General features: G+C 29.3%; 21 protein-coding genes. 1 reads left to right on the top strand and 20 read right to left on the bottom strand.

Translation table 11 applies throughout. The annotated features are described in order from the left end of the window. Nucleotides 1-5: 5 nt before the first annotated feature. The 15 genes from codB to TY07_RS05725 form a co-directional block, all read right to left on the bottom strand. Nucleotides 6-1,259: a cytosine permease gene (gene codB / locus TY07_RS05795; protein WP_157029146.1), complete on the bottom strand. Its 1,254-nt coding sequence runs from the start codon at nt 1,257-1,259 to the stop codon at nt 6-8. A gap of 327 nt (nt 1,260-1,586) precedes the next feature. Continuing rightward, entirely contained in the window at nt 1,587-2,636 is a 1,050-nt protein-coding gene (gene ispG, locus TY07_RS05790) for a flavodoxin-dependent (E)-4-hydroxy-3-methylbut-2-enyl-diphosphate synthase (RefSeq protein WP_042396577.1), read from the bottom strand. Between the two features lie 12 nt (nt 2,637-2,648). Beyond that, entirely contained in the window at nt 2,649-3,668 is a 1,020-nt protein-coding gene (locus tag TY07_RS05785) for a M50 family metallopeptidase (RefSeq protein WP_042396576.1), read from the bottom strand. Further along, nucleotides 3,669-4,841: a 1-deoxy-D-xylulose-5-phosphate reductoisomerase gene (gene dxr, locus TY07_RS05780; RefSeq protein ID WP_042396573.1), complete on the bottom strand. Its 1,173-nt coding sequence runs from the start codon at nt 4,839-4,841 to the stop codon at nt 3,669-3,671. A 9-nt stretch (nt 4,842-4,850) separates the two neighbouring features. Further along, entirely contained in the window at nt 4,851-5,834 is a 984-nt protein-coding gene (locus tag TY07_RS05775; RefSeq protein ID WP_042396571.1) for an AI-2E family transporter, read from the bottom strand. Between the two features lie 141 nt (nt 5,835-5,975). Continuing rightward, nucleotides 5,976-6,770 carry a phosphatidate cytidylyltransferase gene (locus tag TY07_RS05770; protein ID WP_042396568.1) on the bottom strand — a complete coding sequence of 265 codons (795 nt, stop codon included), beginning with the start codon at nt 6,768-6,770 and terminating at the stop codon, nt 5,976-5,978. Nucleotides 6,771-6,785: 15 nt separating this feature from the next. After that, nucleotides 6,786-7,544, bottom strand: a complete 759-nt coding sequence (locus tag TY07_RS05765; RefSeq protein ID WP_042396566.1) for an isoprenyl transferase — start codon at nt 7,542-7,544, stop codon at nt 6,786-6,788. Between the two features lie 116 nt (nt 7,545-7,660). Then, a complete protein-coding gene (frr, locus tag TY07_RS05760) occupies nt 7,661-8,218 on the bottom strand; it encodes a ribosome recycling factor (RefSeq protein ID WP_042396563.1) in 558 nt (185 codons plus the stop codon). Between the two features lie 13 nt (nt 8,219-8,231). Next, nucleotides 8,232-8,942, bottom strand: coding sequence for a UMP kinase (gene pyrH / locus TY07_RS05755; protein ID WP_042396561.1), 711 nt, complete (start codon nt 8,940-8,942; stop codon nt 8,232-8,234). A gap of 72 nt (nt 8,943-9,014) precedes the next feature. After that, a complete protein-coding gene (gene tsf / locus TY07_RS05750; RefSeq protein WP_042396558.1) occupies nt 9,015-9,929 on the bottom strand; it encodes a translation elongation factor Ts in 915 nt (304 codons plus the stop codon). A gap of 86 nt (nt 9,930-10,015) precedes the next feature. After that, entirely contained in the window at nt 10,016-10,717 is a 702-nt protein-coding gene (gene rpsB, locus TY07_RS05745; protein ID WP_042396556.1) for a 30S ribosomal protein S2, read from the bottom strand. A 392-nt stretch (nt 10,718-11,109) separates the two neighbouring features. Further along, nucleotides 11,110-11,886, bottom strand: coding sequence for a GTP-sensing pleiotropic transcriptional regulator CodY (gene codY / locus TY07_RS05740; protein ID WP_042396553.1), 777 nt, complete (start codon nt 11,884-11,886; stop codon nt 11,110-11,112). 159 nt (nt 11,887-12,045) lie between these two features. Then, nucleotides 12,046-14,151 carry a type I DNA topoisomerase gene (gene topA, locus TY07_RS05735; protein ID WP_042396551.1) on the bottom strand — a complete coding sequence of 702 codons (2,106 nt, stop codon included), beginning with the start codon at nt 14,149-14,151 and terminating at the stop codon, nt 12,046-12,048. Between the two features lie 49 nt (nt 14,152-14,200). Further along, nucleotides 14,201-15,259 carry a DNA-processing protein DprA gene (gene dprA, locus TY07_RS05730; RefSeq protein ID WP_042396549.1) on the bottom strand — a complete coding sequence of 353 codons (1,059 nt, stop codon included), beginning with the start codon at nt 15,257-15,259 and terminating at the stop codon, nt 14,201-14,203. A gap of 16 nt (nt 15,260-15,275) precedes the next feature. Then, nucleotides 15,276-16,799 carry a YifB family Mg chelatase-like AAA ATPase gene (locus tag TY07_RS05725; protein WP_042396548.1) on the bottom strand — a complete coding sequence of 508 codons (1,524 nt, stop codon included), beginning with the start codon at nt 16,797-16,799 and terminating at the stop codon, nt 15,276-15,278. A gap of 125 nt (nt 16,800-16,924) precedes the next feature. Between TY07_RS05725 and TY07_RS05720 the strand changes: the two genes are divergently transcribed. Further along, entirely contained in the window at nt 16,925-17,296 is a 372-nt protein-coding gene (locus TY07_RS05720) for a YraN family protein (RefSeq protein ID WP_042396544.1), read from the top strand. Here the strand turns inward: TY07_RS05720 and TY07_RS05715 are convergent, their stop codons facing one another. From TY07_RS05715 to rimM, 5 genes are all read right to left on the bottom strand, one after another. Further along, nucleotides 17,297-18,115, bottom strand: a complete 819-nt coding sequence (locus TY07_RS05715; protein ID WP_042396541.1) for a ribonuclease HII — start codon at nt 18,113-18,115, stop codon at nt 17,297-17,299. Continuing rightward, the gene (gene ylqF, locus TY07_RS05710; protein ID WP_042396539.1) at nt 18,115-19,068 is read right to left on the bottom strand and encodes a ribosome biogenesis GTPase YlqF; all 954 of its coding nucleotides are present in this window, start codon (nt 19,066-19,068) and stop codon (nt 18,115-18,117) included. Before ylqF ends, TY07_RS05715 begins: the two co-directional genes overlap by 1 nt. Nucleotides 19,069-19,386: 318 nt before the next feature. Next, nucleotides 19,387-19,737 (bottom strand): 50S ribosomal protein L19, encoded by a 351-nt coding sequence (gene rplS, locus TY07_RS05705; protein ID WP_042396536.1) that lies wholly within the window; start codon nt 19,735-19,737, stop codon nt 19,387-19,389. Nucleotides 19,738-19,849: 112 nt separating this feature from the next. Next, on the bottom strand, nt 19,850-20,563 hold the full coding sequence (gene trmD / locus TY07_RS05700) for a tRNA (guanosine(37)-N1)-methyltransferase TrmD (protein WP_042396533.1): 714 nt from the start codon (nt 20,561-20,563) through the stop codon (nt 19,850-19,852). Next, entirely contained in the window at nt 20,553-21,050 is a 498-nt protein-coding gene (rimM, locus tag TY07_RS05695) for a ribosome maturation factor RimM (RefSeq protein ID WP_042396531.1), read from the bottom strand. The genes trmD and rimM overlap by 11 nt, the downstream gene beginning before the upstream one ends. Nucleotides 21,051-21,187: the final 137 nt, after the last annotated feature.

Genomic DNA, 21,187 nt, shown 5'->3' with positions numbered 1-21,187 from the left:
TCACCTTATTTTTCAGTTATTTTTGTTCCTATTACGTAAACTATCATTGTTGTTAAAATTGCATTTAATGCTATAACTCCAACTGTTACAACATTTGCAACTATAAATCCTACTAAGAAAGCCATTATTGCTATCCAGTTTACATTTTTAAACTTTGCATTTTCAATATTATCATATTTTCTTTTCTTTATAAAGAAATAATCTGCTATTATTATTCCACCAACTGGAGGTAACATTGAGTTTAAGAAAGTTAAGAATGCTGTAAAGTTATTATTTAACCATATTGATCCTACTGTTCCTATAAGTCCTCCTATGATTACCATTTGTTTTTTAGGCAACTTAGTTATGTTTGATAATCCAAGTCCAGATGTATAAATTGCATTATCATTAGTTGTCCAAATATTTAATCCTAAAACTAATATTGCTGGTATTACTAAACCTTGTGAGAACATTACATCTGCTATATCAGAATTTCCTGTAACCATTGCACCTACTGCTCCAAATAAGAACATTAAAGAATTTCCTATAAAGAATGCTACTACTGTTGTTCCAACTGCTACTTTTTTATTTTTTGAGAATCTAGCAAAGTCAGGTGTTGCTGTTCCTCCGCTTATAAATGAACCAACACATAAAGTTACCGCTGTTACCATTGCCATTTTACTAGTTGGCTCTATATTCATTAACCCTTGTACTCCACCTACTGAATTAGTTGCCATCACTGCTGATGTACTTCCTAATATAGCTATTGCTGGTACTGCTATTGCACTTAATATTGTTAAAGACTTCATTCCAAAATAAGCTGTTGCTGTCATTAATAATCCTGTTACTGCTACTAATAAATATAAATTTATATTAAATCTATTTGCTACTGGTATTGCAAACATTGCTATTCCAACACCAAACCATCCAATTTGCGTAATACTAGTTATAAATGATGCAAGATATGAACCCTTTTCTCCAAATGAATACCTAGCAAGTAAATGCATCGAAAGTCCTGTATCTGCTCCTATATATGCTAACAATCCTGTATAACAAGCTAATATTAAATTTCCTAATAATACTGCTATGAAGAACTCTTTTAATGTTAAGCCTGTCCCTAGATTTCCACCTGTTAACATACTAGCCGAGAAAAATGTAAATCCAAGCATTACTACAAACATTGAAAGAAATCCTTTCTTATCTTTGCTATGCACATGACCTAATGCGTAATCATGGTCCTCCTTATTTACATTGCTATCCATTTTTAATTTTACTTCCATTTTTAAATCTCCTTAAACATAAAATTTAAAAACCAGTGCCTAAGGTATAAAAAAACGACCTTTCTTTTTATAGAAAGGTCGTTACTACTTAAAATTAAACATGGTATAAATATATTAATTTAATTTATTTTTATCATATTTAAAGCTTTATCTGTCGTACAATATCCGACCTTTTTAATCTCTCTGGATTAATTTTAAAGGACTAGTTTTTCTTGAAATCATTATATACTCAATTGTCGAAAATAGTCAACACTTTTTTATATAATTATAAAAAATATCCCCAAGGTTAATCTTAATATTAAAGTAACCTTGGAGATTATTGTATTTTTATAAATTTTCTATTTCTTTCATTAATTCTTCAATAAGGTCCTCTTCTTTAACTTTTTTAATTATTTCACCTTTTTTGAAAATTAATCCTTCACCTTTTCCACCTGCAATACCAATATCAGCTTCTCTTGCTTCCCCTGGGCCATTTACAACACAGCCCATAACTGCAACCTTAATATTTTTATTACAGTTTTCAAGTCTTTTTTCTACTTCTTCTGCAATTTTTATAAGGTTTATTTGAGTTCTTCCGCAAGTTGGACAAGATACAAAAGTCATTCCTTGCTTTCTTAAACCTAAGGCAACTAACATTTCCTTTGCTACTTTAATTTCTTCTATTGGATCACTAGTTAATGATACTCTTATAGTATCTCCTATCCCTTCCGCTAATAATGTTCCTATTCCAAGTGTAGACTTAATAGTTCCTCTAAAAACAGTACCTGACTCCGTAACCCCTAAATGAAGAGGATAGTTACACTTTGTACTCATTAATCTATATGCTTCTATCATCATAGGAACATCAGAAGATTTAATTGATATTACTATATCATGAAAATCTAATTCTTCTAATATCTTTACATGTCTTAATGCAGATTCAACAAGACCTTTTGCTGTAGGTTTTCCATCTCTTTCTAAAATATCCTTTTCTAAAGAACCTGAGTTAACTCCAATTCTTATTGGAATATTTTTAGCTTTACATGCTTCTGTAACAGCCTTTACTCTTTCAACATTACCAATATTACCTGGATTAATTCTAATTGCACTAATTCCATTTTCAACACACTTTAAAGCTAATTTATAATCAAAGTGTATATCTGCTACTACAGGCATTGGTGATCCTGCACATATATCTTTAATTGCTTCTGCAGCAATCATATCTGGTACAGCACATCTTATTATTTCGCATCCGGCAACATGTAATTCTCTTATTTGATTTAATGTTGCTTCTACATCTCTTGTATCTGTATTAGTCATAGATTGAATTGAAACTGGTGCATCTCCTCCAACATAAACAGATCCAACCTTAACTTTTCTTGTAATTTTTCTTTCCATTTTTCCTCGCTCCTATAAACTAATAGGGAATAATATATCTTTTAATGTTACTACAATCATAAAGCCTATTAATATCATAAACCCTACATAGTTTGCTGCTCCAACAACTTTATCTGGAACTTTTCTTCTTGTTATTAGCTCTATTAATAATATTACAGTCCATCCACCATCAAGTGCAGGGAAAGGTAATAAATTAAACACAGCTAAGTTAATACTAATGAATCCTAAGAAATATGTCAATGTCATTAATCCATTTTTAGCTGCTTGCCCTGACATTTTAATTATAGTTACCGGTCCACCAACATCTGTTTTAAAGTTTATATTTCCAGTAACCATCATCTTAAGACTCTTAAATGTTTGTGTTGCTAATGAAATTGTCTCATTAAATGACTCTCTTATAGATTCAAGTATTGTTGGATTTTCTACAGGTGTATAGTGAAATCCTATTTGATACATTTGTGTTCCATCTTGTTCAATTAATCTTGGAGTAACTGTAATGTTTTCCTTTTCTCCATTTCTATCTACTACTAAATCTACAGAATCTCCCTTAGAAAGTTGAATACCCATTGATACATCTGTAGTCGTAAATACTCTGGCCCCATCTATTGTTAATATTTTATCTCCTACTTGTAAACCTGATTCAATTGCAGGAGTATCTGGCTCTAATTTACTTATTGTAGTTTCTGTATATCCTCTATTACTAATTATTATAGAAAATGCTATAATTGCAAAAATAATATTCATTGTAGCACCAGCTAATATAACTGTAATTCGTCTTAATGGTGATTTAGAAGAAAAGCTTCTTTCATCTTCAACGTCTTCCTCTTCACCAAGCATTTTAACATATCCACCTATAGGAAATAGTCTTAATGAATATTGAGTCTCCTTTCCCTTTTTAGAGAAAACCTCAGGTCCCATTCCTATTGAAAACTCTTCTACCTTAATACCATTTACCTTAGCCATAATAAAATGTCCTAATTCATGAACAATAATTAGTAAGCTAAAGCCCAATATTGCCATTATAATATACACTTACTTCACTCCTAACTCCCATTTATTTCTTATATATTTTCTTACCTTTTTATCTAACTCTACAATATTTTCTAAAGTTAGCTCATCATAATAGTTTTCTTTAAATACATTCATACACTCTTCTATTATTTCTGCTATTTGTAAGAACTTTATTTTTTCCTCTAATAATAATGCTACTGCTTCTTCATTAGCACCATTTAAAATAGTAGGTGCAAGACCTCCAATTTTACCTGCATCGTATGCAAATTTTAAACACTTAAAAGTATCTAAATCTGGTTTTTCAAACGTTAATGATCCTACTTCATAAAAATTAAGTGGCTTTGCAATCATACCTTTTCTTTCTGGATAATTTAATGCATATTGTATTGGTAATCTCATATCAGGCGTTCCCATTTGAGCTATAATACTTGCATCCTTATACTCAACCATAGAGTGAATTATACTTTGAGGATGAACAACAACCTCAATATTGTCATAATCAGTATCAAATAAGAAATGGGCTTCTATAACCTCTAACCCTTTATTCATAAGACTAGCTGAATCTATAGATATCTTTTGCCCCATATTCCATTTTGGATGTTTTAGTGCTTCCTTTACTGTCACATCTTTTAAATCTTCTAAGTTCTTTCCTCTAAATGGACCTCCTGAAGCAGTTAATATTATTTTATTAATATCTTTATTCTTATATCCACTTAAACTTTGGAAAATAGCGCTATGTTCTGAATCAACTGGTAATATTCTAACATTATTTTCTTTTGCTTTATTCATAACAAGTTCCCCTGCTACAACTAATGTTTCCTTGTTAGCTAAAGCAATATCCTTTTTTGCTTCTATTGCAGCCATAGTTGGTTTTAATCCTATCATTCCCACAACAGAAGTAACCACAGTATCAATCTCATCTAATGTTGCAATTTTAATTAATCCATCAATCCCGCTAAAAACTTTAATTTCTGGATAGCTTTCATTACAAAACTCCTCAATAACTTTAGCAGAATTTAATTCCATCATGCCTACATATTTTGGTTTAAACTCTTTAATTATTTCTTTAATCTTATCAACGGAAGAATTAGCAGTAATTCCTATAAGGTTAATCGTCCCCTCTGAATTTCTAATTACGTCTAAAGTTTGTGTCCCAATGGAACCAGTTGCCCCTAAAATTGAAATACTTTTCATTTATACCTCCTACAATGTTCCTTCATATATTAAATCTTTTGCTATTAAACAGTATATAGGACCTATGAATATTCCTATTATTCCAAAGACTTCTGCTCCTATATACATAGATAACATTACTACTAATGGATGAATATCTAATTTAGAGCTTAGAAACTTTAATTCTAATATCTCTCTTACTACCTGTAATAATAAGTATAAAGCTATCAATCCAACTACTAGTAAGTATTTCTTCATTATTATATTGTATATTATAATTGGAATAAATACAATTATTGTTCCTACATATGGCAAAATATCTAAAATTCCGCATATAAGCCCTAAAAATATTGCACTAGGAATCCTTAATATTTTAAATCCTATAATAGTAATTATCATACATATTATTACTAATTTAATTTCTATTTTTACTACTTCTCCTAAATTATTTTTTTTCTCCCTTATAGTTTCTACAACATCATAAGGTAATAAACAATTTAACAACTTTAAAAATAACTTTTTATCCACTAAAGTAAAATATACAGTTATATTGGCTATAATATATGATATTATTCCTTGCCCTGTAACTGCTAAACTACTTTTAAAAGAAGTTACTGATGATAATCCTTGTGATCCATTATGTAGCATTTCTTCTAAATCTACATTAAATATAACTTTAATTGTGTTAAGCCATTCCTTTAAGTCATTTATATGATTTATGTAAAAGCTCTGAACTAAATCTATAATTGAATTTCCAAAATAAAATACAAAACAAAACATAAGCACATTAATTACTAAAATTGTTAGAGCTCCTGCAATTTCATTCTTTTGAAATACTTTTTTCATTAAATCATAAATTGGAGTACATATTATTAATAAAATAATAATAGATAAAAATGGTTTAAAATAATTCTTAATAACAAAAGCTATTACAATAAAAAGAAATAGCAATAATAATAAATTAACTAGTATTTGATATTGATAATGCTTTTTATATCCATTATATATTCTCATTTTACCTCCTTATTTCTACTACGATAACTTAGTTTATATTACTTCATACTATTAATTTATTATATTCATATATTTTTTAGACTACTTTTCATTCAAATAAAAAAAAGATACAATAGTTTATTTCTATTGTATCTATTAAACTTAAATTCCTATTACAAACGTTAAATAGTAAAATACTACAACTGCATTAAATAAGATTGAATCAAATCTATCTAATATTCCACCATGTCCTGGAATTAAATTACTATAATCTTTTAATCCTACATATCTTTTAATTGATGAAGCAACTAAGTCCCCAAATTGACTCATTATTCCGCATAAAGCACCAATTAAAAAGAAATGAATAAGTTTAACTTCTGGAACATAACTACTTACTATAATTCCAAATATCCCACATCCAAGTGTTCCTCCTAAAAATCCTCCTATTGAACCTTCAATAGTTTTCTTAGGGCTAACCTTTGGACATAATTTGTGCTTACCAAAAAATCTTCCAAAATAGTATGCAACAGTATCAGAAACCCATGATCCAATAAATATTAACCATACTAAATATCCACCATTAACTTTCGAATTTACTAATGGAATAAAACTAAATAGAATTACTACATATATAAATCCTAAAAATGTTACTGCAACATCTATAAATGAATATTTTAAATCTATAATTGGTATTATTAAAGCTAACACAATTGCTATAACTAAAATATACATCATATATTCAAAATTATTGTTTAGCGCGTAATAAACTACTAATAAAATGTAACTTATTATTGGAATACTCTTAATTTCTTTAGTCTTTAAGGCATGATAAAACTCATATAATCCACATACTGATAATGCTATAGTGAATAATTTTAATGGTAATCCGCCTAAAAGCACAAATATTAGTAGTGGGGCAAGTACAACTGCACCTATATATCTACTATTAATTTTCATACTTTTCCTCCTATGCTATACTCCACCAAATCTTCTATCTCTATTTTGATAATCATATATAGCTCTTTGTAAATCTTTCTCTGAAAAATCAGGCCAATTTACATTTGAATACCAAAATTCAGAATAAGCACATTGCCATAATAAGAAATTACTTATTCTTTGTTCTCCTGATGGTCTAATTATTAAATCTGGATCTGGTGAATCCTTAGTATATAAATAATCTGAGAATAATTCTTGATTTATATTTTCCTTATTAATTTTACCTTCTTGCACATCATCTATAATATTTTTTACTGCTTTTATTATTTCATCTCTTCCACCATAATTAAAAGCAAAATTTAATACTAATCCTGTATTATTTTTAGTTAATTCTATAGATTCTTCGATTTCTCTTCTACAATCATCTACAAGTGCATTAATATCACCTAACACCCTTAAAACTACTCCATTTTTATGTAGTTCGCTTACTTCTGTTTTTAAATATTGAACTAAAAGTTTCATTAAAGCATTAACTTCATCTTTTGGTCTTTTCCAATTCTCAGTTGAAAATGCATATAAAGTAATATATTTTACACCTAGTCTATCAGCTTCTTTTATAACCCTTCTAATAGTTTCTACACCAGCTTTATGACCCATAGTTCTAGGTAAATTTCTCGCTTTTGCCCATCTACCATTACCATCCATAATTATAGCTATATGTTGAGGTATATTATCAAAATCTAATTCAAAATTATTTTCTTGTACATTCTTATTAGCTTTAAAATAACTTAACATTCTTTCTGCCTCCACTTTATTTTAAATAAATCATATCATATTTAAAGTGTAAAGTAATATTTATGAATAAAATTTAATAATTACACTTAAGAAAAAAACCTGCTAAATAGCAGGTTTTAAATTGACATAATCTCTTTTTCCTTAGCTACAATTAGTGAATCTATTTCTTTAACATATTGATCTGTTTTCTTTTGAACAGCATCTTCACCTTTTTTAACTTCATCTTCTGAAATATGTCCGTCTTTCTTTAATGCTTTAATTTTTTCATTAGCATCTCTTCTAATAGATCTTATTGCTACTTTTGCATCTTCACCTAATTTTTTAACATTTTTCACAAGATTTTTTCTTGTTTCTTCTGTTAATTCAGGAACTAATAATCTTATTATAGATCCATCATTAGAAGGATTGATTCCTAAATCTGATTTTAAAATTGCTTTTTCTATTTCTTTTAATAAAGATTTATCCCATGGAGTTATAACTAACATTCTTGGTTCTGGAGCAGATATGTTACCTACTTGCTCTATTGGACATAATCCACCGTATGCTTCAACTTGAATTCTATCAAGCATCTTTGGATTAGCTCTTCCAGCTTTTAATGTAGTTAAATCTGATGATAATACAGATATTGTCTTTTGCATTTTAGATTCAGCAGTGTTTAAAACTTCTTTAATCATATATACCTCCCTATTATTTAGATACGATTGTACCTATTTTTTGACCTTCCATAACTTTTTTAATATTTCCTTCTTCACTTATACCGAAAACTAGTATTGGAATATTATTATCCATACATAATGTAGTTGCTGTTGTATCCATAACTTGTAATCCTTGTTCGATTACTTCCATATAAGTAAGTTTATCATATTTTTTAGCATCTGCAAACTTATTTGGATCCTTATCATATACACCATCAACATTTTTAGCTAATAATATAACATCAGCTTCAATTTCAGCTGCTCTTAATGCTGCTGCAGTATCAGTTGAGAAATATGGATTTCCCGATCCAGCTCCAAAGATTACAACTCTTCCTTTTTCAAGGTGTCTAACAGCTCTTCTTCTTATGAAAGGTTCAGCTATTTCTTTCATTTCTATTGCAGTTTGAACACGTGTCATAACCCCTATTCCTTCTAATGCATCTTGTAATGCAAGTGCATTAATACAAGTAGCTAGCATTCCCATATGGTCAGCAGTAGTTCTGTCCATACCTTCACCAGTTCTACCTCTCCATATGTTTCCTCCACCTACAACTAAACCAACTTCTACACCCATGTCAACTAAAGTTTTAACTTCTCTTGCGATTCTTCCTACTACTTCGAAGTCAAAACCAAATCCGTTGGCTCCAGATAAAGCTTCCCCTGAAATTTTTAACATTACTCTTTTATATGCGATATTTGCCATTGTAATCCCTCCTTGTGGTATATATGTACTCTTTTCCTTAAAAAAAGAGAACACAAAAGTGTTCTCTCGATATTACATACCCATAGTCTTAGCAACTTCTGCAGCGAAGTCTTCTTCAACTTTTTCGATACCTTCTCCTCTTTCGAATCTAGCGTATCTTGTAACAGTTATTGGAGAACCTACTTCTTTAGATTTTTCTTCTAAGAACTTAGATATTGACTTATCTCCATCTTTAACCCATGCTTGATCTAAAAGACAAACTTCTTTGTAGTACTTTTGAATTCTTCCCATTACCATTTTTTCAACGATATTTTCTGGTTTTCCTTCATTTAATGCTTGAACTCTGTAGATTTCTTTTTCTTTTTCTAAAGCTTCGTTATCTACTTGTTCTCTGCTTAAGAATAATGGATTTGCAGCAGCAACTTGCATACAAACTTCTTTAGCAACTTCTTCTAAAGCTGCAACATCTGTAGCTTCGCTAGCAACTTCTACCATAACTCCGATTCTTCCACCACCGTGGATGTAGCTAGCTATAGCACCGTTTTCTATGTTGAATTTAACAAATCTTCTTACTGTCATGTTTTCGCCTAATTTAGCGATTAAAGCTGTTAAAGCTTCAGTTACAGTAGATTCACCATCAAATTTTTCAGCAACTAATTCTTCAACAGTTGTAGCTGAAGTGTTAGCAGCCATTTCTGCAACTTTTGTTGCAAATGAAACGAATTCTTCATTAGCAGCAACGAAGTCAGTTTCACAGTTAACTTCTACCATAGCAGCAGTTTTCTTGTCAGCTGAAACGAAAGTCTTAACTATACCTTCAGCAGCAACTCTACCAGCTTTTTTAGCAGCAGCAGCTAATCCCTTTTCTCTTAAAAATTCAACAGCTTTTTCTATATTTCCTTCAGTTTCAACTAAAGCCTTTTTGCAGTCCATCATTCCTGCGCCAGTCATTTCTCTTAATTCTTTAACTGATTTAGCAGTTATCATTATTAAATTCCTCCTTGACATTAAATGTAAACCTTATTTTAGGTTAAAAGGTAAATGAAGTTTCCCTCACCTACCTCTTAAAATTATTACTCAGCTAATTGTTCGCCTTGTCTTCCTTCGATAATTCCATCAGCAAGTTTAGCAGTTATTAATTTAACAGCTCTGATAGCGTCATCGTTTCCTGGGATTACGTAATCAACTTCTTCTGGGTCACAGTTAGTATCTACGATAGCTACTACTGGGATTCCTAAGATTTTTGCTTCAGATATAGCATTCTTTTCTTTTCTTGGGTCAACTACAAACATAGCTCCGATGTTGTTAACATCTAAGTTAGTGATACCACCAAGGTTAGTTTGTAATTTTTCCATTTCACCCTTTAATTTGATTACTTCTTTCTTAGGTAAAACTTCAAATGTTCCATCTTGTTCCATTTGTTGTAATTCTTCTAATCTCTTAATTCTAGTTTTGATAGTCTTGAAGTTAGTTAACATACCACCTAACCATCTGTTGTTAACGTAGTGCATGTTTGATCTTATAGCTTCTTCTTGAATAGCTTCTTGAGCTTGTTTCTTAGTTCCAACGAAAAGAATGTCTTTTCCTTCTGTTGATACTTCTCTAATGAAGTTGTAAGCTTCTTCTACCTTCTTAACTGTCTTTTGAAGATCTATTATATATATTCCGTTTCTTTCTGTGAATATATATGGAGCCATCTTAGGGTTCCATCTTCTTGTTTGGTGTCCAAAGTGAACGCCTGCTTCTAATAATTGTTTCATTGATATTACTGACATTTTGTTACCTCCTGGTTTTTCCTCCACAGCCTTCATTCTTATAAAGCTTCCCAAATTCAGGCACCAACTTTATAAATTGGGCTGTGTGCGTATTTTATTACCTAGGTTAGTATATCACAAGCTTCTTATACTAGCAACATATTTTTTGCATATTTTATCTTTCACGTCATAAAAGAATAAATTCACTATAATTTTATTACTTCTAAACACTAATATACTACCTTTTTAATAATAATTATCTTTCTTATTATTCCCGAAATACAAAATTATAAACAATTGATAAAATATAATAAGTCAATAAACAATCATTTACTGCATTTTTTACCTTTAACACATTATATAACCATATATATGCAAAAGAGATTATACTCTCGTATAATCTCCATTTATTTTTATCTTATTTTCTTTAATTCATCAATTAACTTTTCATTTAAAATTTTGATATGAGTTCCCTTCATACCTAATGATCTAGACTCAATTACACCAGCACTTTCGAATTTTCTTAAAGCATTAACAATAACACTTCTTGTAATTCCAACCTTATCAGCAATCTTAGAAGCTACTAATAACCCTTCGTTGCCATCTAATTCATTAAATATATGGTCAACAGCTTCCAATTCCGAATAAGATAAAGTTCCAATTGCTAATTGAACAACAGCTTTCTTTCTCGCATCATCTTCTAACTCATCTTGTTTAGCTCTTAACATTTCCATTCCAACTATAGTTGCACTATGCTCAGTTAATACTAAATCATCTTCAGTAAACTCATTACCAAATCTCGCTAAAAGTAATGTACCCATTCTTTCTCTATTTCCTATTATAGGTACTATAGTAGAAATTTTATTAGACACTTCGCAAACTCCCTCACCTTTAAAAACGCAATTCCCATTGCTTTTTGAATTTGCTAAAGTTTCTGTGATCTTTAATAAAGTTTCATTATATCCTAATGGAAATCTACCTTCATCTAAAACATATTTCTTCATTATTTCACATTCAAAATCTGTTGAAAAAGTATGTCCTAAAACTTTTCCCTTCCTACTAATAATATATACATTACATTCTAGCACTTCGCTTAAAAGATTGCATATATCATCAAATACAACTGGATCAGCTCCACCCGTTTGTAAAATCTTATTTAATCTTCTCGTTTTATTTAATAATGATGACAATTAAATACTCCCCCCATCATACTTCTTATCTACTAAATGTTAATTTTCTAAATAATCAAAATCTTATGATATCTCTTATCTTTTATAGTATCATAATAATTTTTTATTTACAACATATTTTACATTCTTTCGACACTCAGTTTTGTTAGGGGTTATATTTTATTCTTCCTTTTTGTCATTTTCTAACTTATCATTTTCTAAAGGCATTGTATTTCCACATTCACCATTTGAACAAACTGCATAATTTCCTTTTGTTTTAGAAAACTTCATTGTCATATAACTTCCACATTTAGGGCATGGTTCTTTAATTGGCTCATTCCAACTTACAAAGTCGCAGTTAGGATAATTTGAACATCCAAAAAACTTTTTACCCTTTTTGCTTCTTTTAGATAATATCTTACCTCCACATTTAGGGCATGGCACATCTAACTCTTCAACTATAGGTTTTGCATTTTTACATTCTGGATATCCTGGACATGCTAAGAATGTTCCGTATCTACCTTTCTTTATAACCATCATTCTTCCACATTTATCACATGGAACATCGCTTACTTTATCTTCAATTACAACTTTAGAAATTTCTTTTTCTGCTTTTTCTATAGCAACTTGTAATGGTTCAAAGAATTCACCAACAACTTTTTTCCACTCTTCATTTCCTTCTTCAATATTATCCAGCTTTCTTTCCATTCCTGCTGTAAAATCTACATCAACTATTTGTTTAAAATAATCTGACATTATATTATTTACAATAAACCCTAATTCAGTAGGAATTAAATTCTTCTTTTCTCTTATTACATACTCTCTACTTAATAAAGTTGAAATAGTAGGTACATATGTACTTGGTCTACCAATTCCCTTTTCTTCAAGTAATTTTACAAAAGAAGCCTCTGTATATCTTGCAGGTGGTTGAGTAAAATGTTGTTTTCCTTCAACAGATGAAGGTTCTAATACTTCTCCCTCTTCTAAGCTTGGTAGTAATACATCATTTTCATCATCTTCTGTTGTATAATCATATACCTTCATAAAACCATCAAATTTTATTGTAGATCCAGAAGCTTTAAAAGTATATTTTCCATTAGCAATATCAATGCTATTTGTATTTAATGCACATGATGCCATTTGGCTTGCAATAAATCTTTTCCATATTAAGCTATATAACTTATATTGCTCAGGTGTTAAATTAGCCTTTGCTATTTCAGGTGTTATTTCTATATGAGATGGTCTAATAGCTTCATGAGCATCTTGAATATTCTTCTTGCCCTTATATACTCTTAACTTTTCTGGTATATATTCTTCACCATAGCTTTCTTTAATAAATTCAATTGCTCTTCCTTGTGCTTCTTCTGAAATTCTTACAGAATCAGTTCTCATATAAGTAATAAGCCCAACTGTACCAAACCCTTTAACATCTACACCTTCATATAAAGCTTGAGCTATTGACATGGTTCTTTTAGTAATAAAGTTTAATTTTTTAGCTGCTTCTTGTTGAAGAGTACTTGTTGTAAACGGTGGAAGTGGATTTTTTAGTCTGCTTCCTTTTTTAACTTTTTCTACCCTATATTCATTTTCTTTTAAATCACTTATTACCTTATTAGCTTCATTTTCATTGCTAATTTCTATTTTTTTATTTTCGTATTTCGTTAATTTAATTGGGAACTTTTTTCTTTCCTTCTTTAAAACACAATCAACGGTCCAATATTCTTTTGGTTCAAATGCTTTAATTTCTTCTTCTTTATCACATATTAATTTTAAAGCTGCAGATTGAACTCTTCCTGCGCTAAGTCCCCATTTTACATTTTTCCAAAGTATTGGACTTATTTCATAACCAACTAATCTATCTAAGACTCTTCTAGCTTGTTGAGCATCAACTAAATTTAAATTGATCTTTCTTGCTCCTTTGATAGATTCTTTTACAGCACCTTTTGTAATTTCATTAAAAACTATTCTACAAGTTTCATCTTCAGAAATTTTTAAAATATTTGCTAAATGCCAAGAAATAGCCTCTCCCTCTCTATCGGGGTCGGTTGCAAGATATATTTTATCTGCTTTCTTAGCTGCTTTCTTTAATTTAGCAATTAATTCACCTTTTCCTCTTATAGTTATATACTTTGGAGTAAAATTATCTTCTATATCAACACCTAATTTACTTTTAGGTAAATCTCTAACATGCCCCATTGATGCTTCAACTGTATAATTCTTTCCTAAATACTTACTTATTGTTTTTGCTTTTGCAGGTGACTCTACTATAACAAGATTCTGACCCATACCATCAACTCCTATATATTGCTTAGGAGCTTTTACCCCCCTAAAACATCTAACTAATCTTTACGTAATAATTGCCTGGCAGGCAAATAATTTCATTTTCATTTTGCATTTCAAATAATAACTCAAATAAAGCTATTCTGTCAATATTTACACTTCCAATTATTTTATCTATATGGATAGGTTCTTTTCCTATTATTTCTAACAAATTTACTTTTATGCTACTTTTTTTATTATTTTTACTTTCTTTTTTAATTATATTAAGAAAATCATATAAATCTTCTTTTCCTATAAAAGGGCTAGCACCCTGATGTATTAACAAATTACAACCAGCACTACTTTCATTAAATATTGGTCCAGGCACAGCTAAAACATCTTTCCCTTCATCTAAAGCATAATTTGCCGTAATTAAAGAACCACTTTTCCTTGATGCCTCTACAACTATTACCCCTTTATCACTAAAACCACTTATAATTCGATTACGCTTAGGAAAATTATACGATAATGGTTTAGTTCCTGGTAAAAATTCTGACATTAACAATCCTTCACTTACAATTTGATCATATAATTTTTTATTAAACCTAGGATAAACTACATCTATTCCACACCCTAATATCCCAATCGTTTTTCCCCCTCTGCTAAGTATCTGCCTATGCATTACAGAATCTATTCCTGCTGCTACACCACTTACCACTCCATAAGAAATATCAAATAATTCATTAGCTATAAATTTAGCAACCTGTTCTCCATAAATAGTATTTTTTCTTGAACCAACAACCGCTACCATTTTATAATTTACTAATGACAAATCTCCTTTATAAAATAATACATAAGGTGGATTATTAATACTCTTTAACTTTTGAGGATATAATTCTGATGCTAATGTTACGTATTTTATTCCATTTTTATGTAAATATTCTTCAAAAGCCTCTTCTTCAATAGTATTTCTATGCTTTAATCTAGATATAAAAAACCTATTTATTTCATTTTCATTAATTATATTATCAATATTATTATAAATATTTTCTTCATTATTATACTTTTCTATTAATTTAACCTTTGATTCTTCACTTATTTTCAATAAAATAAACCATATCTTATACTTATCCATCTACGTATACCTCTCTTTAAATTATTTCCCCAAAAACATTTTTTCTAAATCCTATTGCTTCAATAATATGATAATCCATTATTTCATCTCTACATTCTAAATCCGCTATAGTTCTTGCAACTTTAACTATTTTGGTATATCCTCTAAGTGTAATATCATATCTTTTATAATATGATTCAAGAACTTTTTTCCCTTCTTTACTTAAATTACACATTTTTAAAACATCTTTTCCAACTACTTCTGAATTATATCTATAATTTGATCCTTTAAATCTCTCTTTTTGAATTTCCCGTGCAAGTATTACTCTATGTCGCATATTGTCAGAATTAATTTTATCTTTTTCTCCATCAATCTCTGTAGATTTTATTCTTGGAACAAAATTTAAAATATCAATTCTATCTAATAAGGCTCTAGACATTCTATTAATATACCTTTTTTTCTCTATCTCACTACAAGTACATACTGAAGTAGAATCATAATCAAGCATTTTTCCACAAGGGCATGGATTAAATGTTCCAACTAAAATAAAATTACTTGGCAATGTATAACTTTCTTTTAACCTTGAAACATTTATAATTCTATCTTCTAATGGCTGCCTCAATAATTCTAAAATTTCCTTTTTAAACTCAAGAATTTCATCTAAAAACAATATCCCATTATGTGCAAGTGTTATTTCTCCAGCTTTAATATCCCTTCCCCCTCCGATTAAAGCAGTTTTAGTTATAGTATGATGAGGTGCTCTAAATGGCCTTTTTATATCATATCCATCATTTAACATCCCCGATACACTATAAATCTTTGCAACTTCCATTTGCTCTTCTAAAGTCATTGGAGGTAATATTGATGGTAAAGCTTTTGCTAACATTGTTTTACCACATCCAGGCGAACCAAAAAGCATAATATTATGTCCTCCGGCTGCAACTATCTCCATTGCATGCTTTGATGTATACTGTCCCATAATATCTTCAAATTTATTTATATAAATTTCCTTCTTAACTCTTTTTTTCTCTCTCTTATAAGGAAGTAAATCATTATTTTCAATAAAGGAAATTGCTTGATTTAAAGTTTTAAAAGGATAAAAATTTCCTAATACAAAGCTTCTCATTTCCTTTAAATTTTCCAACGGAAATATGAAGTTTTTCTTTTCATTAATATCTCCTTCAAAAATTATAGGGATAGCTCCTTTAATGCCCTTTAATTCACCATTTAATGATAACTCTCCAAAGATAATATAATCATCTAATTCTTTCTCATCTATTTGTCCTGAGGCCATTAAAATTCCTAACGCAATAGGCAAATCTAATAGTGTCCCAATCTTTCTCACATCAGCCGGAGCTAAGTTTATAGTAATTCTCCCTAAAGGAAATTCATAACCACTATTTACAATTGCAAGTCTCACTCTCTCCTTAGATTCTTTAATCGATATATCAGGTAATCCAACTATATTAAATATAGGTATACCTTTCGTTATATCTACTTCAACATTAATCAATACTCCATCTAGCCCACTATGAGTTGCACTTATTATTTTTATAGCCATGTTTTTAAATCACAATCCCTTCATATTTCAATAGTACCTCTTCATTATTGACAATGTGATATTTCTTTAATCTCAAATGAATAAAAATAATTTCATAGTCCATCATTAAAATAAGGAGTGATTTTATGAATAATTACAAAAAGTTAATTGGTGAATTTGGTGAAAGTTTAGCTCGTGATTACCTAATATCTAAAGGTTATAGAATTTTAAATATGAATTATAGAAATCGATTTGGCGAAATCGACATTGTGTGTATGAATAAAGATTTGCTAATTTTTTGCGAAATAAAAAGTAGGTACTCAAATTCATTTGGTTTCCCAATAGAATCTGTTACCTACTATAAACAAAATCAAATTATTAAACTCTCAAAATTATATTCAATGTCTAAAAAATATTTTGATTACAATATTAGATACGATATAATCGAAATAATATTTAACAACTTAAACTCTTCTTATATTATTAATCATATAGAAGATGCTTTTAGAGCATATTAACTAACGTTCTAATATATTATTTAAAAATGACATTCTATGTATTTCTGTTGGCCCATATTCTTTAAGCCCTTCTATATGCTTAGATGTTCCATAACCTACATTTTCTTCAAAAGCATAATATGGGTATTTTTTTGAATATTCCTTCATTAAGTTATCTCTATATACTTTTGCAACTATAGATGCAGCTGCTATGCATGCAGATTTTGTATCTCCTTTAATAACAGATTTATTAGGTATTTTTATTCCCTTTACTGTATATCCATCAGATAAAACTAAATCTGGTTTAACTTCTAAACTATTGCATGCTTCAAGAAATACTTCATTATTACAAACACCAATTCCTCTAGAATCTATTTCCTTTGAATCACGCGAAGCAATATGATAAGCTAATGCCTTTTCTTTTATAACTTCTGCTAACTCTTCTCTTTTCTTTTCATTTAACTTCTTAGAGTCATTTATCCATAATATTAACTCTTCATCTACAACATTTAAATCTAATACTACAGCACATGAAACAATTGGTCCCGCTAATGGTCCTCTCCCAACCTCATCAACACCAGCAATAATATTAAATCCTTCAAAAGACTTATCAAAATCATACATACTTCTTACTCTTTTGATTTCATTTTCTATCTTTTCCTTAGCTCTTTGAAGTTTATCACCTAAGCTATTGATATTTTTTCTTTTATCAGCCTTTAATATATCTATAATATTAATTAATTCTTGAGAATCATGTAATTCATTGACATTAATTTCATCAACTTTTTCTTTAACAATTTTATAGCTTAAACCGCTAATATCCATAGTTAATATATCCATTATCTCTTTTCCTTTTTCTTTTCATTTCTCTTTTCTTTTCTTATTCTTCTTTTTCTTTCTTTTTCAGTTTCTTCTTTTACTACAGTTTCAACTTCTTCAAAAACATCATCAGGACGCTCTAAAGAAATCTTTCCTAGCTTTCCACCTCTAAATTCATCAATAAGCATTACGGCAATTCTATTATAATTAATTTCATTACGAGCCATAATACATCCTCTTTTTCTTGCAATGGCATCAAGATTATCTAATGGATTTTCTTGTATTTCTGTAATACCAAATCTCTCTATCAATCTATCTGGATAATACTCTTGAAGTCTTTCAACAAGCTTAAGCGCTAATTCTTCTATATCCATTATTTCATCTTTTATAGCTCCTGTGAAGGCTAAATTTAACGCAGTTCTCTCATCTTCAAATTTAGGCCATAATACACCTGGAGTATCTAACATTTCCATATCAAGAGATGTCTTTATCCATTGCTTGCTCTTAGTAACACCAGCTCTATCTCCTGTTTTAGCAATATTATTTCTTGCCATTTTATTTATAAATGTAGATTTACCACAGTTAGGTACACCAACTACCATAACTCTCATCATAAATTTAACTAATCCTTTAGCTTTAGCTCTTTCATGCTTTTCTTTTAATAGTTCTAATAATGCAGGTTTTATTTGTTGTAATCCTTGACCTTTTAAACAATTAACTTCTAAAACCTTAACATTTTCATTAGATAATTCTTTTATCCAATCTTTAGTTACCTTTGCTTCCGTCAAATCACTTTTATTTAATAAAATTATTCTTGGCTTTCCAGCACAAAGTTTATCTATATCTGGGTTTGCAGAACTTCTTGGAATTCTAGCATCTCTAATTTCTATTACAGCATCAACAAGCTTTAAATTATCTTCAATTTCTCTTTTTGTTTTTTTCATATGACCCGGGAACCAATTTATTGTAGCCATAATTCATCCTCCTTTAACTAAATATCTATTATTTATTCTTAACAATTATATTTATCTAAATCAACTTTCAATAAATATTGAACTTTAAGTTTTGTTAAGTTAATTAAAATTTCTTTTATTAAGTTTAAATCCTTCAAATGAAACTCAACTCTCTTCCATAGCTGAGTACACTAAAGTGTACCTTCAACTTAGCAAATTAAAATTTGGACTTTCAAGCAAGTTCAACTAACTAAATCGAAGATTTAGAGTTTCACTTATATTATTGCAAACAAAAAGGGACTTAATACTAAGTCCCTTAATATCTTTATTAACTTTAAATTATCTAGTTAATAATTCTTTAACTTTAGCAGCCTTACCTACTCTATCTCTTAAGTAGAATAACTTAGCTCTTCTTACTTTACCTCTTCTTGTAACTTCCATCTTTTCGATGATTGGTGAGTTAACTGGGAAAGTTCTTTCAACTCCAACTCCGTAAGCTAATCTTCTTACAGTGAAAGTTTCTCTTAAACCACCGTTTTGTCTCTTTATAACAGTACCTTCGAACATTTGAATTCTTTCTCTGTTACCTTCTTTAACTTTAACGTGTAATTTAACATTATCCCCAACGTGGAATTCTGGTAAATCAGTTCTGATTTGTTCTGCTTCTATAGCTCTTAATATTTCGTTCATCGTGCATTCCCTCCTAAATTGATAATTGACGCTCTTAACAAAACTTTGACAGCGGAACGCCCGTACTAGCACAAAAGTTATTGTAACATAAGTTTTTTTATATTTCAAGATATTATTTTTTACTATTTAATAATTTTTTATCCTCTTTTGTCAAAATAACATTTTTATATAAATCTGGTCTTCTTTCCCTTGTAATTTCTAGAGACTTTAATCTTCTCCATTTTCTAATATTCTCATGATGTCCTGAAATTAATACTGCTGGTACACTTTCTCCCTCAAAAACTTCCGGTCTTGTATATTGTGGATATTCTAATAATCCATCAGAAAAAGATTCATCTTCATGACTTTCAGATTTATTTAAAACACCAGGAACTAATCTCAAAATAGAATCTATTACTGGAATAGCAGCCATTTCTCCACCTGTTAATACAAAATCTCCAAGTGAAATTTCTAAATCTACTTCTTTAAATGCTCTTTCATCTATTCCTTCATAATGTCCACAAAGGAAAATTAAATTTTCTTCTTTGGACAATTCTTCTGCCATTTTTTGATTAAATGTTTTTCCTTTAGGACCTAAAAAAATAACCTTCCCATTATTATTTTTTCTACATGCTCTTATAGCATCTACTACTGGTTGAGCTGCCATTACCATACCAGCTCCACCCCCATATGGATAGTCATCAACCTTTTTATGTTTATTTAAAGTATAATCTCTAATATTTTCAGTATTAATAGAAATTAATCCTTTTTCTTGTGCTTTTCCTATTATACTATGATTAAATATATTAAACATTTCAGGGAAAAGAGTAAGAATACTAATCTTCATCCATCCATTCTCCTACTGGTTTTATAGTTATTTTTCTTTCTTCTATATTAATATCCAACACTATATCTTTTAATACAGGTATTAGTAATTCTTTAGGTTTTCTAATCCAATATACATCATTATTTTTAGTTTGAATAACATCATATATTTTACCTAATTCTTTACCAGTTGTATCGAATACTGTACATTCTCTTAAATCAGCTAAGAAATAGCAATCTTCTTCAAGTTCAACTGCATTTTCTCTTTCTACTTCCATAAACTTTTCCTTAAGTCTTTCAGCATCTTCAATTTTATTGATTCCTTCAAGCTTAACTATAACCCTATCTTTTTGATATTTACAGCTTTCTATCTTAACTTCTTTACCATTTATTAATACATGCTCTAAATCATCAAACCTTCTCATATCATCAGTTAATGGAATAACTTTAACTTCACCTTTTAAACCATGAGTATTTACTATCTTACCTACTTTTAAATTTTTACTCACAAACTTCACCTCTTATGTAGCTTTATTTTTTCCTATATTATTTATATCAAACTTTTCATCTTTTAGCAAAGTAATTATTGTTTACCTCTACATTAATGTACATATTAAATTCATCATGAAATAACCCTATTTTTATA

It is taken from the genome of Clostridium saudiense (assembly GCF_000577815.1).
Lineage (GTDB): Bacteria > Bacillota > Clostridia > Clostridiales > Clostridiaceae > Clostridium > Clostridium saudiense.
Note: the sequence above shows the minus strand (reverse complement) of the source record. Positions and strands in the feature narration are given on the sequence as shown.